Raw genomic sequence first — 13704 nt, forward strand, 5'->3', positions numbered from 1 at the left:
ATTAACGGTACAATATGAAAATTAAGGGTACATCGTGCCGCTGAAAACAAACGATAATTTTAAAGGCAATTCTGATTAATGAGGGTACAGTGACACCTGGATCAACAAGTTCTACATTCTGGACATGCAGCCGAAGAACAGCCTGGTGCGCTACATGCTGGATCGGGGGCATTCCGTGTTCGTGATTTCCTGGGTCAACCCGACCAGCGATCACGCGGACAAGGATTTTGCTGATTACATGAAACTCGGACCGCTGGCCGCGCTTGATGCCATTCGCGACATCACCCGCGAAGAAAAGGCCAATATCCTCGGTTTCTGCATTGGTGGCATCCTGGTGACGGCAACGCTGGCTTACCTCGCAGCCATTGGTGATGACCGGGTCAATTCCGCCACGACACTGGCCACCATGGTCGATTTCAAGGACGTGGGCGAAATCGGCGTCTTCGTCGATGAAAACCGGCTGGAAGTCCTGCGTGCGCATATGGAAGAGAAAGGCTATCTTGAAGCCTATCACTTGCAGGACATGTTCTCGATGCTTCGCGAGAACGATTTGATCTGGTCGTTCTTCGAGGCCAATTACCTGCGCGGTCGGAAACCCCGGGCTTTCGACCTTTTGTATTGGAATTCGGATTCCACACGACTGCCTGCGGCCATGCTGCTTTGGTATCTCAAAGAGGTCTATCTAGAGAACCGGCTGCGCCAGCCCGGTGGATTGGAAATGAACGGTGTCAAGATCGATCTGAGCAAGATCGAAACGCCGGTTTTCGTACTTGCCACGTCCGAGGATCACATCGCCCCCTGGACCTCGATTTATCCAGCGACGCAGATACTCGGCGGCGAGGTTGAATTTGTCCTTGGCGGCTCGGGCCATATTGCCGGAGTCATCAACCCCCCGACCGAACGTGCCAAATACGGTTTCAGAAAAAGCGACACCTATCCGCCAGAACCAGCGAATTTTCTGACCAAGGCCACGGAAATGCCGGGGTCGTGGTGGCCCTACTGGGCGGACTGGCTCGAGGCCAAAGACGGCAAGACCGTCAAGCCTCGAAAGCCCGTCAACCGCGGAAAGTACAAATCCATCGAGCCGGCACCGGGAAGCTACGTTCGGGCGAATTGAGACCGCGTTCCATGACAGGGATATGTGGTCGTTCGGTACTGCCGGAAATCGCCGCGAAACCTGAACGCCATCCCTCGTGAAGCGGAACGACCGGAAATCCTATCCCTATTGAACCAAGCATCAAACGTCTTGCATTCCTCGGCATAATCAAATGGCCGGTAGCGGATACTCCTGTGCATATGTGGGCAGGGCAACGATCTTCGTCAGATTTCACCGAATGAATTGCCCCCCAATCAACCGGCATTCCGAAATCCCGACTGTGACTGGTCTGGTTGTATGCCGAAATTGAGCGCAAAAACACAGCATTGGGTGCGCTAGGCTCGTATTCCATCGCTGACAAGTTCAAGGATCTGGTTGGCAATAACCTCAGGAGGTTCCGAACCGTCAGGGTTGTACCACTCCGGCATCTGGTTGAAGGCCGAGAACAGCACCTGCGCCAGTCTTTTTGTTGAACTTTGGCGGATCGATTTGTCTTCAATGCCGGCCTTGATGATCTCTTCAAGGAAATCCTGACCATCGCGCAGGGTCTGGCGCAGTTTGTCCTGGTTTCTGCCCGTGAGGTTGCGGCGCGCCTCGCGCATCAATGAGGAACCGAAATCACTCACAACCAATGCGGCGTAAGAACGAAAAAACACGCGCAACCTGTCAAGGCCGTTGCCAGTTGATACCTGGGCCGCGTCAAAGCAAAGCTTGACCCCTTCCAGCGACACCAATGAGCACTGCATCAGGATGTCTTCCTTGTTGCGGGCGTAGTAATAGAGTGCAGGCTTGGTCAGATCGAGTTCGGCGGCGATATCATCGAGCGAGGTTTTCTTGTAACCGACTGTCGAAAACAGTCTCGCCGCAACGTCCAACACGGCACGGCGCTTCAGTTCCTGCTGCTCTTCGACGTCTTTTGTCTTTCTATGCCACTGGATTGCAGGCACATGACCCTCGCTTGAAATTGTGCGCCGGGCGAGAATTCTTCCCGCCCGGCATCTTACCAAGTTTAGTAGTCGAGGCCCCGGGCTGCAACTGTCCAGGCGCCGTTTTCAACCCTGGCCAGAATCAGCGTTTCCACCCCCTGGTGATCTTCGGGGCCAAAGCTGATTGTTTGGCCGCCGATCGGATCGACATAGCCATTGATCGCCTCGATCGCAGCCAAGAAGCCTTCGGTGGTCAGTTCGGGGCCTGCCGCTTCAAGCGCCTCGGCCAGCAAATCGATGAAAATATAGCCCAACTGCGCCTGCGGCTCCATTTTTGTCCCATAGGTCTCTGCATAGGTTTCCAGGATGCGTTTGGCCTCGCCTTCCGAAGTCGCGACATCGGCGAAGACGAAGGGCGAAACCAGATAGAGCCCTTCCATTGCACCGTCTGCCGCCTTGGCCACGGCATCCATGTAGGGGATCATGCCCGTGACGAAGATCGGTTCGAAACCGAGCTTCTTTGAGGTGGCAACGGTCAAGATCGTGTCCTTGACGCTGCCGGCGTTGAAGACGATGTCGCAGCCTGCATTCTTCAAGGTCGTGACCGAAGACACCATGTCGGTCTCTGTGGCCGCATGCTCGGTTTTTGCAACGATCTCCATGCCGTATTCATGTAGCTGCTGTTCGACGCCAAGCGTCATCGACTCGCCCGCCTCGTTGGCGATCTGCGACACGCAGGGAGTCACAAACCCGCCGTTCTCATGAAAATAGGCAACCGCCGCTCGGAACTGCTCGGTATAGCTGCGGAAGAAGGCGTATTTCATTGGATGCAGCGGCTCGGCCATCTCGGTCGCCGCGGTCATGGGAAACAGGTTAGGAACGCCGGCCTCCAACTGCTGCGGCATGACCGCGAGGTTCATTGGTGTTCCCAGCGCGCCGACCATGGCAAAGACCTTGTCGCGGCGCAACAGTTTGTTGGCTGCCTGAATGGCGCGCGGCACCTGATATTGCATGTCCTCGATCACGATCTCAAGCTGGCGGCCATGGATGCCGCCGGCGGCGTTGATCTCGTCCACGCGCATCCGCAGGCCGTTGGCTTCGGGCACACCCCAGACAGCCAGCGGGCCGCTGAGATCGGTATAGCTGCCAAGCGTGATCTTATCTTCGGTCACGCCCTGCGGACCAGCGATGGCCGCCCCGGTGACCAGCGCGGAGAGCGCCAGTGCAGTTGCAAAATTCTTCATGATTTCCTCCCTTTCAAGTTTCAGTACATAGTTTCAATGAGGTCTTTGTATTTACGCTCGACCTCGTTGCGTTTGAGTTTCATCGTCGGAGTGAGTTCCTCATCCTCAGCCGTCAGAAGCACGTCGATCAGGCGGAACTTCTTCACTTGTTCCACCGGCGAAAATCCGGAATTCGCACGGTCCACCTCGTTGCCAATCAACTCGATGATCGGCTCGCTTTCGCAGAGCGATTTGTAGTTCGAGAACGGGATGCGCTTGTCCTGTGCGTATTTCTCGACCGTTTCCTGGTCGATCATGATCAGCACGGTTAGGTACTTGCGCTTGTCGCCAATGATCACCGCGTCCGAGATGTAGGGCGAGAATTTCAGCTCGTTTTCCAGCTGCGAGGGCGTGATGTTCTTGCCGCCGGCGGTGATGATGATGTCCTTCTTGCGGTCCAGAATGGTCAGATCGCCATTGTCGTCCATCTTGCCGACATCGCCGGTATGCACCCAGCCATCCACCATGGTCTCGGCGGTCTTTTCCGGCTGGCTCAGGTAGCCAGAGAAGTTTGACCGCGCGCGTATCAGGATCTCGCCATCCTCGGCCAGTTTGGCTTCGACGCCGCGCATGGCCCGCCCGATCGAGCCGATGGGCGATTGGCCTGGAACCGTGGCAGTGACAATGCCAGTCTCGGTCTGTCCATAGGCTTCCTGCACAGAGACGCCGAGCGCATTGAACCAGCGAAGCAGTCGGGCCGAGATCGGCGCGGCGCCCGAAACGATCGTATGCGCCCGTGCCAGACCCAGTTCCACGCGGATGTTGCGCAGGACAAGGAAATCGATCGCTCGGTGAAAAAGGGAAAGGCCCAGCGGCACCTGTTTGCCCGCAGCCAGCAGATCTGCCCGGCGTTCGGCCACTTTCAGCGCCTGCGTATAGGCAAAGCGTCCAAAGGCGGTGGCGTCATTCATGATGAAAGAGATGCGGGAATAAAACTTTTCCCACACCCGCGGCACGGCAAAGATGAAAGTCGGGGCCACTTCCTGAATGTCGGCATTAAAGGTCTCACCGCTTTCGGCAATATTGATGGTGATGCCATGCCGGATCGGGGTTGCGACCGAGATGATGCGCTCGGCCGCGTGGCACAGCGGCAGGAAAGTCAGGATTTCGTCGCCCGGGCCCAGCGGCATTTCCGGGTGGTTGTCGGCCTGCGCCAGAAAGAACCGGTGCGAGATCATCGCGCCCTTCGGCGCGCCGGTGGTGCCCGAGGTATAGATCAGCGTGGCGATGTCCTCGCCCTTGCCGGCATCAATTCGGGTTTCGAAGGCGGCGTGCATTTCGGGGGCGCCGTCCGCGGCAAGCTCGAGAAACGCCTCCCATCCCATGACCTTGTCGTGAGAAAACCGGCGCAGGCCTTCCATGTCGTAGACAACGACCTTTTCAATCCCCGGCAGCTCGTCCTGTACCAGCAGGTATTTGTCGAGCTGTTCCTCGTCCTCGACGAACAACACCTTGGCGCCGCTGTCGTTGAGCTGATAGGCGACCTGTTTTTCCTGCAAGGTCGGGTAGAGCCCGTGGGTGACCGCGCCGATGCACTGGATGCCGAGATCGGAAAACACCCATTCCTTGTTGTCTTCGCTGATGATCGCCACGACGTCGCCGGCATCGACCCCCAAGGCCATCAGCGCACAACCTGCCTGCCGGGACCGGTGATAGTAGTCGGTCCAGGTGTATTCTTCCCAGATGCCGAAATCCCTTTCGCGGATCGCGATCGCAGACCCGAATTTCCGGCAGTTCTGCCGAAACAGCTTGGGCAGTGTGTCGCAGCCGTCGATTTCAAAGACGGGCGGGGTCCAGTTTTGTGTAGAGATGTCGTTCATCGCCATGTCTTCCTTGCTTTCCAGCGGCGGTCGCCCCGCGCGCTGTCGGCCTTGATGCCAAGGTAAAATTCGCGGATATCGGCGCTGTTCATCAGCACGTCGCGTTCGCCTTCCATGACGATCCGCCCGGTTTCCAGCACATAGCCGAAATCGGCGGCCGGAAGCGCGACGCTGGCGTTCTGTTCCACCAGCAGCATCGTCATGCCTTCCTCGACATTGATCCGCTTGATGATTGCGAAAATCTCGGAAATCAGCCGGGGCGAGAGACCCAGCGACGGCTCATCCAGCAGCATCAGGCTGGGCCGTGCCATGAAGGCGCGTCCAAGGGCCACCATCTGCTGTTGCCCGCCCGACAGGTAGATCGCCTGCTTGTCGAGAAATTCGCGCAGGACCGGGAACCAGCCCAGCACCTTTTCGAAATCGCGCGCCACCTCGTCGCGGTCCTTGCGGCAATAGGCACCCATCATCAGGTTGTCTTTCACCGACAAAAGCGCAAACACTTCGCGTCCTTCGGGGCTATGGGCCACACCGGTGCGGGCAATCACATCCGGATCCAGGCCGGTAATGGCCTTACCCTTGAATGTGATCTCACCTTTGAACGGGTCGAGCGCCCCCGAGATGGTTTTCAGGATAGTGGTCTTGCCAGCGCCGTTCGATCCCATGACCGTGACCACGGTGCCTTCGCGCACCGAAAGGCTGACACCGCGGATCGCCATGACGCGGCCATACATGGTTTCGACATTGCGGACTTTCAGAACTTCGCTCATGCCGCTTCCCCCCCTAGATAGGCTGCCTGCACATCCGGGTCGTCCTGCACCTCCGAGGCGCTGCCGGTGGCCAGGAAGCGGCCTTCGTTGATTGCCAGAACCTTGTCCGAGACCTTGTTCACCAGCTTCATGTCGTGCTCGATCATCACCACGGTGATGCCCAGATCCTCGCGGATGTCTTCGATCACAAAGGCGGTGTCGTCGGTTTCCTCGGTGGTCAGCCCGCTGGAGGGCTCATCCAGCAACAGGATCTCGGGGCTGGCGACCAGCGCGCGCGCCATCTCGGTTTTCTTGCGCACGCCGTAAGGCAGGTCGGCGACGCGGGCGTGACGGTAGCCTTCGAGATCGAGAAACTCGATAACCTCTTCCGCCTTGCGGCGGTGCTCCAGTTCCTGGCGTAATTGGCCGGGCAGGAAGAACAGCTCGCTCAGCGGCGAGAACCGCCCATGCCGGAACCGGCCGATCAACAGGTTGTCCAGAAGTGAGGCATGCTCGAACAATTCGATGTTCTGGAAGGTGCGGGCGATGCCGTGGTTGATCACTTCGTGGGGCCTGGCCCCCAGCAGGCTTTCGCCACCAAAGCGGATATCGCCTTCCAGCGGGTCATAGATGCGGCAGATCAGGTTGAACACCGTGCTCTTGCCGGCACCATTGGGACCGATGATGGTGAATACCTTGCCCGGTTCCACCGAGAAGCTCAGGTTATCGACGGCTTTCAGCCCACCGAATGCCAGCGACACGTTTTCGACTTCAAGCCAGCTCATTTCAGACGCTCCGTCTTGAGGAAGGTCTTCTGACGTTGGAAGCTGCGGCGCTTGTACATCGGGAAGACGTTGAAATAGTGATGGATTTTGACCCAGCGGCCATAGAGCCCATCAGGTTCGAACAGGATGAAGCCAAGAAGGATCATCCCGAAGGCGAGGCTGTCGAACCCGCCGGATGTGGCTATGGCCCCGGGAAGCAGCACCTTGACCCAACTCAGGACGGTGGGCAGCAGCACGATGAAGAACGCGCCGAAGATGGCCCCGTGGATGGTGCCGATCCCACCGACAACGATCATAAGAAGCAGGCGAATGCTCTCACCCATGCCGAAAGTTTCCGGTGTAATGTAGTAGAACGCATGCGCCAGAAGCCCACCAGCCAGACCGGCGAACACCGCCGACAGGAAGAAGGCATAGGCTTTGTAGAAGGCCACATTCGTGCCCAGCGAACGGGCCGAAACTTCGCTGTCGCGGATCGCGATCAGGGCGCGGCCAGACCGTGTGCGCAACAGGTTGCGCGTCATCAGAATGGCGCCGACAAACAGGGCGAGATTTAACAGGTAGGTCTTCCAGCTCTGGTCGATGGCGATGCCGAAGATGTCGATGCCCGGAACCGGCAGGCCACGATGTCCGCCGGTAAAATCGCCGCCGCCGCCGATCAGCCGTTCGGTCACGATAGCAATCGAAAGCGTAGCGATGGCGAGATACAAGCCATGCATGCGCCCGCAGATGCGCCCGATGGCCAGCCCGACCAAACCAGTGATCAGCGCCGCCAGGGGCAGCGACAGGATCCACGGCACGCCGTAGCGGCTGAGCAGGATGGTATGAGCATAGGCGCCGATGGCAACAAAGGCGGCCTGCCCGAAACTCACTTGTCCCGAGAATCCGGTGAGGATCATCAGACCCAGGCCGGCGATGGCATAGATGTAGACAAACGACAATTCGTCCAGAAAGTAGCCGTCAAGGAACAGCGGGGCGGCAAGCGCGATACACAAGAACAGCAGATACCAGAAAGCCTGTGTGCGGTCGCGAAACAGGCGGATGTCCTGCTTGTAGGATTTGCGGAAAAGAACGCGCATGAGCCTATACCTTCTTTGCGTAGATTTGTGCCAGCAGCCCTTCGGGCCGGATCAGCAGCACGACGAACATGATCAGATAGGCGCCGATGCCCTTGAACGTCGGGAACATGATGTCGAAGAACGGCTCGGTCACGCCGATCAGCAAACAGCCCAGAACGGCGCCGGGGATCGATCCGAACCCGCCGACAATGGCGCCGGCAAAGGCTTTGAAGCCGACAAATCCCATCTGCGTCGAGACCAGCGTGACCGGGCCCAGGAGCAGGCCGGCGATGGCGCCGAAGATTGCGGACATGGCCCAGATGGACGAGGTCAGGCGCTTGACGGGGATGCCCATGTAAAAGGCCGCCAATTGGTTCAGGGACAAGGCCTGCATCGCCACGCCTTGGCGGGCATAGCGGAAGAAGGCGTAAAGCCCGCTGGCCACGATGGCGGTTACCAGGATCGCCAGAACGCTGGACCAGCCAATGATGACCGACCCAAGCGTCAGATTGCCCTCAACCGGGGCAGGCAGCGAATAGTTGCCAAAGCCCCATACAATCCCGGCCACGGCGCGCAGTGCAATTCCCAGCGCCAGCGTCAGGATAAAAACGGTGAACACCGGCTGCCCGGTGAGCCGCCGCACAACAAGCGCGTCGACCCCGTAACCGAACCCGCCCATGAACACGAGCGTCAGCAAGGCCCCCAGCCAATAAGGCAACCCCCAAAGCACGATGAACTGATAGCCTACAAAGGCCCCCAGCATCATGAACTCGCCCTGGGCGAAGTTCACCTGCTCGGTAGCCTTGTAGACCAGCACCAGGCCGATGGCGATCAGGCTGTAGAGACAGCCCTGTGACAGGCCGACCAGCAAAAGCTGTATGGCGTCGGCGAAACTCAGACCGGTCATATGGCGGCCCTCCAATGCTCTAGGATTTCGTTCATTTCGACGAAACCGGCGTCACCGGTTGTCGGAATGTCTGGCGGGGTTTGTGAGAATCGGGGGGCCGGGGCGGGCATTTCGATGCCGTCCACGGTGACAAAGCTCTCGCGTGCCCGGTTGTGCTGGTGTGTGGCAGCTTCGGCCAGTGGCACCACCGGCGCAAAGCAGGCATCGCTGCCTTCCAGCACCTCGCACCATTCGGCCTGTGTCCGGGTCAGGAACAGTTCGGTCAGGGCCTCGCGCATGGCCGGCTGCGCCTCGGGCGCATATTGGTCGGCAAAACGCGGATCATCGCTCAGCCCGGTCAGGCGCAGGAATTCGGTAAAGAACTGTGGCTCGACACAGCCGATGGATATGAACTTTCCGTCGGCGGTTTCGTAACAACGATACCACGCCACCCCGCCATTGATGAAATCGCCAGCGCGCTCGCCGCTCCAGGCCCCACCGGCCGCCAGCCCGTGTTGCATGGTCATCAAGAGGTTGACCCCATCGCACATGGCCGCGTCGACCACCTGACCCTCGCCGGTTGCGCGCGCATGGGTCAGGGCCGCGAGGATGCCGACATTCAGCATCATCGCGCCACCACCCTGATCGGCAATCAGGTTCATTGGCGCGGGCGGGGGCCGGTCGGCCTCGCCCAGCCCATGAACCGCGCCCGTGATCGCGGCATAGTTCAGATCATGCCCGGCAGCCTGTGCCAGCGGCCCGGTCTGTCCCCATCCGGTCATGCGGCCATAGACCAGCGCCGGATTGCGTGCCAGAACCGCCTCTGGAGCGAATCCGAGTTTCTCCATCTTGCCGGGGCGGAAGCCCTCGATCAGAATCTCGGCCCGCTCGATCAGCCCCCAGAGCTTTTCAGCATCATTTGCCTGCCGCAGATCGAGCACCAGACTGCGCCGCGAGCGATTGAACAGGTTGTGTTTCTCATCGATCGGCAAGGGGAAAGCCTGACCGGGGCGCGTGATCCGCACCACTTCGGCGCCCATGTCGGCCAGATGCATGGCCGCAAAGGGCGCAGGCCCGATCCCGGCCATTTCGATGACCCGAACACCTTTGAGGGGACCGTTGCGTGTCAGCATCTCGTCACCTCGCCCGCAGCCGCGTGGCGGCATCCAGACGCAGGGTCGCGCCGTTCATGTAGCTGTTTTCGATCAGAAAAGCGCAGGCATGGGCGAATTCTTCCATCCGGCCCACCCGCTTGGGGGCCTCGACGCTTTCTTCGAGCGAGGCGACGACCTCATCTCCGAGGCTCATCACCATCGGTGTGCCAAACAGTCCCGGCGCGATGGCGTTGATACGGATGCCTTTCGGCCCCAGCTCGCGCGCGGCAGGCAGGTTGAGCCCTATCACACCGGCCTTGGACGAGGCATAGGCAGTCTGCCCGATCTGGCCTTCATAGGCCGCCCCGGACGAGATGTTGACGATCACGCCACGCTCTTCCCCGTCTTCGGGCGGGTTTTCCAGCATCCGCGCGGCGGCCTGGCTCATCACGTTGAACGTGCCCACAAGGTTGATCTCGACCGTGCGGCGAAAGGCATCGAGAGACGCAGGTGCGCCCTCGCGGTCGACCACCTTCATCGGGCTGACCACACCGGCACAGTTGATGGCGACATGCAGCGCGCCAAAGCGGTCGACCACAGCCGAGATGGCCTCGGACACGTGCTCGTCGCTGGTCACATCCACCTGCCGGAACATGGCCCGGTCCGCGCCCAAACGGTCGGCCAGCGCGGTGCCCTGTTCCATGTCGCGGTCGAACATGGCCACCTGTGCACCCAGCCCGTGCAGGTATTCTGCCGTCGCAGCACCAAGTCCCGAGGCCCCGCCGGTCACGATAATGGTCTTGCCTTCTATCTTCATGACCTGGGCCCCTATTTGAACGCCGCCACACCGGTCAGGGACCGGGCGATCAGCAGTTTCTGAATCTCTGTGGTCCCGTCCGGGATCGGCCCGATGATGGCTTCGCGGGCCAGGCGTTCGACGATGAACTCGCGGGTCACGCCGTTGCCGCCATGGATCTGCACCGCCTGCCGCGTGGCGTTCACCGCGATCTCGGTGCCGTACCACTTGGCCATGGCGCATTCCGTGTCGCAGCGTTCATCGCGGTCGATCATGCCGGCGGCACGATGGGTCAGCAGGCGCGCGGCGTCGATCTCGGTTGCCATGGTGGCGATCTTGTCGGCAATCATCTGATGCCCGGCGATCTGCTTGCCATGCTGGTTGCGCTCTTGCGCGTAACGGATCGATTCCTCAAGCGCCCGGCGCGCCAGCGCGATGCCCCACATCGCCATATGCACCCGCGCGCGTTCGAACACGACCAGCGTCTGCTGCAACCCGCGCCCTTCGGCGCCGATGGTGTTCTCAACGGGCACCCGCACCTCATCGAGGAAGACCTGCGAGGTCGACTGTGCATTGAGGCCGATCTTGGGGATGTCGCGGGTTTCGAACCCGTGTTCCTTGCGGTCGACCAGGATATGCGTCAACCCCTCGCCGGTGTTGCAGGTGCAGATCAGGAAATCGGCGAAACGCCCGTTCGAAATCCAGGTCTTTTCGCCCGAAATCACCCAATCGCCGCCATCCTTGCGGGCGCGTGTCTTGACCGCCGCCACGTCCGAGCCGACACCCGGCTCAGAGATGCCGATGGCCACGGATGTCTCACCCGCCAGAAGCTGTGGGATATAGCGCGCGCGTTGTTCATCGGTTCCAAGGCGAAGCAAAAGGTCGGCGCCCACCACGTTGATTAGGATCGGCAACGCAATGTCCATCGCCGTGACGCCGACCTCTTCGAATAGCATCAGGTGCGTGGACCAATCGAGCCCCATGCCACCCGCCTCTTCGGGATGGGGGGCCGAGGTCAGGCCGAATTCGGACAGTTGCGTGAGGAACCCCTGGATCACCTCTTTTTCAAACGGCGCATCCTTGACCTTCAGGTATTCCGGTTCGATCTGGTCATCGAGGAAGCGACGCAGCATGTCGCAGGCCATTGTCTGTTCTTCGGTCTTGAACATCTCGCTCTCCTATCGTGCCAGAATCAGGACCGAGGCCACGGCCTCTTCGATCCCGATCAGCCCACCACCGTTCTCTGCAATTGCCACCTTTGCCCCTTCGACCTGGCGCGTGCCGCATTCGCCGCGCAGCTGGCTGACAAGCTCATAGACCTGCCCCAGACCGGTGGCGCCGATCGGGTGGCCCTTGCACTCCAGCCCACCCGACGGGTTGACCGGCACACGCCCGCCAATCGTGGTCTCGCCACGTTCGGAGGCTGCCGCGCCCTCACCAAAGGGAAAAAGACCAAGGTTTTCGATCTGGATCAGCTCGCCCACAGCAGTGGCGTCATGCACCTCGGCGACCGAGACGTCCTCGGGCCCAAGCCCGGCCTTCTCATAGGCGCGCCGGGCCGCCTTAGCGGTCAGATGGTTTTCAAAGTCGTCGCCATCCCGGTCCGAACCGGTCTGGATCACGCTGGCACGCAACTCGATGGCGCGGTCTCGGGAAATGCCGTGGCGCTTCATGCCCGCTTCGGTCATCAGCACCGCCGCAGCACCGCCATCGCTCATCGGGGCGCACATCGGCAGGGTCAGCGGATAGGTGATCGGCGGCGCGCCCAGCACGTCGCCAACAGTGTAGGGATCGCGGAACTGCGCCTTGTCGTTTTCCACCGAATGCATGTGGTTCTTGGCCGCGATGGCCGCGAATTGCGCCTGTGTCGTCCCAAAGAGGCGCATATGCGCGCGGGCAAAGGCGGCGTAGACGGCCATGAAAACGGAATAGGGTTTTTCGGACTCGCTGCCTTCCGGCAGATCGATCCCATGTCCCAGCGCCAGCAGTTGTTTTTCATTCTCCTCGGCAGTCGCCAGTTCCCAGCCCGAGTCGAAAAAGCTGAACATCTTGGCCTTGTCACCAGTCCACATCTTCTCGGCCCCGACGGCCAACGCCACGTCTCCTTCGCCTGCCTTCAGAAACTGCGCCGCCAGGTTCAGGGCGGTTGATCCGCTGGCACAGGCGTTTTCGACGTTCACAACCGGAATGCCCTCGATCCCCATATCGCGCAGGGCGATCTGGCCCGGGATCATCAACTGGCCTTCCAGATGCCGCTGGGTGGCGTTCGAGAAATAGGCGGCTTCGACCGCACCGGCGGAAATCCCGGCATCAGCCAGGGCCCCGGTGACGGCCTCGCGGGACAGCGACTTCACAGTCGCCCCGTCCAGGCGTCCCATGCGCGTCATCGCCACGCCGGTTATGTAAACCTTGTCCATCTTGGTCCTCATCAGTTTCCGGCAAAGACCGGTTTGCGTTTCTCCGAAAACGCCGCCAGCCCTTCGGCAGCGTCGTTTGATGTCAGGTGGTCGCGCAGGACCGACAATTCCCAGACCAGAGCTTCGGCTTGCGACATATCTACTGACGCGTTGGCGACCGCTTTCATGCGCGACAGGACGAGCGGGCTTTTGTCAGCCAGATCACTTGCGAACGTGTCCAGACGAGCCTCAAGCGCATCATCGGCAACAACTTCCTGCACAAGCCCCATGCGCAACCAATCGCGCGCCGGCAGACTTCGGCCGGAAAACAGCAGATATTTAGCGTTCGGCAGGCCAATCCGAGAGGGCAGGACAGCAGCGCCACCGGCCCCCGGAAAGACCCCAAAATTGGCATGCGCATCACCGATCTTCGCGCTTTCTGCGGCGATCAGTACGTCGCAGCACATGGCCAGTTCCAGACCGCCGGCGACGGTCACGCCGTTCAGGCCACCAATGACGGGTTTGGGAAAATCGCGGAGAATCTGAAAAACCTCCGCTACGGCATCAAGGAAATCGCCGTCTTCGGACCGCTCCTTTGACAGACCAGCTTGCACCGCCTTGAGATCAGCGCCCGCACAGAACGCCCGGCCGCTGCCGGTCAGCACCACAACGCGCAGCTTTTCGTCACGACGAATGCACTCAAGCGCCTCCCCAAGCTCCAAAACCATGTCCCGCGAAAGAGCGTTCAACTCGGTGGGTCTGTTCAGGCGCAACCAGGCCGCCGATCCCCGCGTCTCCAAAATGACATTTACATGTTGCAT

At 60.2% G+C, this 13704-nt stretch carries 12 protein-coding genes and 1 pseudogene; 1 reads left to right on the top strand and 12 read right to left on the bottom strand.

Going from position 1 to position 13704, the window contains the following annotated elements; translation table 11 throughout:
- Positions 1-97 precede the first annotated feature (97 nt).
- A pseudogene (locus BMX99_RS18925) lies at positions 98-1117 on the top strand (PHA/PHB synthase family protein); the annotation flags it as partial.
- Positions 1118-1431: 314 nt separating this feature from the next.
- Here BMX99_RS18925 and BMX99_RS18930 read toward each other — a convergent pair.
- The 12 genes from BMX99_RS18930 to BMX99_RS18985 all read right to left on the bottom strand — a co-directional run.
- Positions 1432-2043 carry a TetR/AcrR family transcriptional regulator gene (locus BMX99_RS18930; protein ID WP_170848854.1) on the bottom strand — a complete coding sequence of 204 codons (612 nt, stop codon included), beginning with the start codon at positions 2041-2043 and terminating at the stop codon, positions 1432-1434.
- A gap of 62 nt (positions 2044-2105) precedes the next feature.
- Complete coding sequence (locus BMX99_RS18935) at positions 2106-3266, bottom strand: ABC transporter substrate-binding protein (RefSeq protein ID WP_093455109.1); 1161 nt, start codon at positions 3264-3266, stop codon at positions 2106-2108.
- Positions 3267-3286: 20 nt separating this feature from the next.
- A complete protein-coding gene (locus BMX99_RS18940; protein ID WP_244525673.1) occupies positions 3287-5125 on the bottom strand; it encodes an AMP-dependent synthetase/ligase in 1839 nt (612 codons plus the stop codon).
- Positions 5122-5892 (bottom strand): ABC transporter ATP-binding protein, encoded by a 771-nt coding sequence (locus BMX99_RS18945; protein WP_093455111.1) that lies wholly within the window; start codon positions 5890-5892, stop codon positions 5122-5124. The genes BMX99_RS18940 and BMX99_RS18945 overlap by 4 nt, the downstream gene beginning before the upstream one ends.
- Positions 5889-6656 (bottom strand): ABC transporter ATP-binding protein, encoded by a 768-nt coding sequence (locus tag BMX99_RS18950; protein ID WP_093455112.1) that lies wholly within the window; start codon positions 6654-6656, stop codon positions 5889-5891. Before BMX99_RS18950 ends, BMX99_RS18945 begins: the two co-directional genes overlap by 4 nt.
- Positions 6653-7732: a branched-chain amino acid ABC transporter permease gene (locus BMX99_RS18955; protein ID WP_093455113.1), complete on the bottom strand. Its 1080-nt coding sequence runs from the start codon at positions 7730-7732 to the stop codon at positions 6653-6655. Before BMX99_RS18955 ends, BMX99_RS18950 begins: the two co-directional genes overlap by 4 nt.
- A 4-nt stretch (positions 7733-7736) precedes the next feature.
- Positions 7737-8618 carry a branched-chain amino acid ABC transporter permease gene (locus BMX99_RS18960; RefSeq protein ID WP_093455114.1) on the bottom strand — a complete coding sequence of 294 codons (882 nt, stop codon included), beginning with the start codon at positions 8616-8618 and terminating at the stop codon, positions 7737-7739.
- Complete coding sequence (locus BMX99_RS18965; RefSeq protein ID WP_093455118.1) at positions 8615-9730, bottom strand: CaiB/BaiF CoA transferase family protein; 1116 nt, start codon at positions 9728-9730, stop codon at positions 8615-8617. The genes BMX99_RS18960 and BMX99_RS18965 overlap by 4 nt, the downstream gene beginning before the upstream one ends.
- A 4-nt stretch (positions 9731-9734) precedes the next feature.
- On the bottom strand, positions 9735-10508 hold the full coding sequence (locus BMX99_RS18970) for an SDR family NAD(P)-dependent oxidoreductase (protein WP_093455115.1): 774 nt from the start codon (positions 10506-10508) through the stop codon (positions 9735-9737).
- A gap of 11 nt (positions 10509-10519) precedes the next feature.
- Positions 10520-11656 carry an acyl-CoA dehydrogenase family protein gene (locus tag BMX99_RS18975; RefSeq protein WP_093455116.1) on the bottom strand — a complete coding sequence of 379 codons (1137 nt, stop codon included), beginning with the start codon at positions 11654-11656 and terminating at the stop codon, positions 10520-10522.
- Positions 11657-11665: 9 nt separating this feature from the next.
- The gene (locus BMX99_RS18980; protein WP_093455119.1) at positions 11666-12904 is read right to left on the bottom strand and encodes a thiolase family protein; all 1239 of its coding nucleotides are present in this window, start codon (positions 12902-12904) and stop codon (positions 11666-11668) included.
- A gap of 11 nt (positions 12905-12915) precedes the next feature.
- On the bottom strand, positions 12916-13704 hold a 789-nt coding region (locus BMX99_RS18985), incomplete at its 5' end, for an enoyl-CoA hydratase/isomerase family protein (protein WP_093455117.1).

It is taken from the genome of Pseudooceanicola nitratireducens (assembly GCF_900109195.1).
Lineage (GTDB): Bacteria > Pseudomonadota > Alphaproteobacteria > Rhodobacterales > Rhodobacteraceae > Pseudooceanicola > Pseudooceanicola nitratireducens.

Excerpts from the sequence above, each read along its gene's own strand:
- BMX99_RS18940 (WP_244525673.1), bottom strand. The coding sequence starts at position 5,125 with ATGAACGACATCTCTACACAAAACTGGACCCCGCCCGTCTTTGAAATC.
- BMX99_RS18950 (WP_093455112.1), bottom strand. The coding sequence starts at position 6,656 with ATGAGCTGGCTTGAAGTCGAAAACGTGTCGCTGGCATTCGGTGGGCTG.
- BMX99_RS18945 (WP_093455111.1), bottom strand. The coding sequence starts at position 5,892 with ATGAGCGAAGTTCTGAAAGTCCGCAATGTCGAAACCATGTATGGCCGC.
- BMX99_RS18935 (WP_093455109.1), bottom strand. The coding sequence starts at position 3,266 with ATGAAGAATTTTGCAACTGCACTGGCGCTCTCCGCGCTGGTCACCGGG.
- BMX99_RS18980 (WP_093455119.1), bottom strand. The coding sequence starts at position 12,904 with ATGGACAAGGTTTACATAACCGGCGTGGCGATGACGCGCATGGGACGC.
- BMX99_RS18975 (WP_093455116.1), bottom strand. The coding sequence starts at position 11,656 with ATGTTCAAGACCGAAGAACAGACAATGGCCTGCGACATGCTGCGTCGC.
- BMX99_RS18960 (WP_093455114.1), bottom strand. The coding sequence starts at position 8,618 with ATGACCGGTCTGAGTTTCGCCGACGCCATACAGCTTTTGCTGGTCGGC.
- BMX99_RS18970 (WP_093455115.1), bottom strand. The coding sequence starts at position 10,508 with ATGAAGATAGAAGGCAAGACCATTATCGTGACCGGCGGGGCCTCGGGA.
- BMX99_RS18965 (WP_093455118.1), bottom strand. The coding sequence starts at position 9,730 with ATGCTGACACGCAACGGTCCCCTCAAAGGTGTTCGGGTCATCGAAATG.
- BMX99_RS18955 (WP_093455113.1), bottom strand. The coding sequence starts at position 7,732 with ATGCGCGTTCTTTTCCGCAAATCCTACAAGCAGGACATCCGCCTGTTT.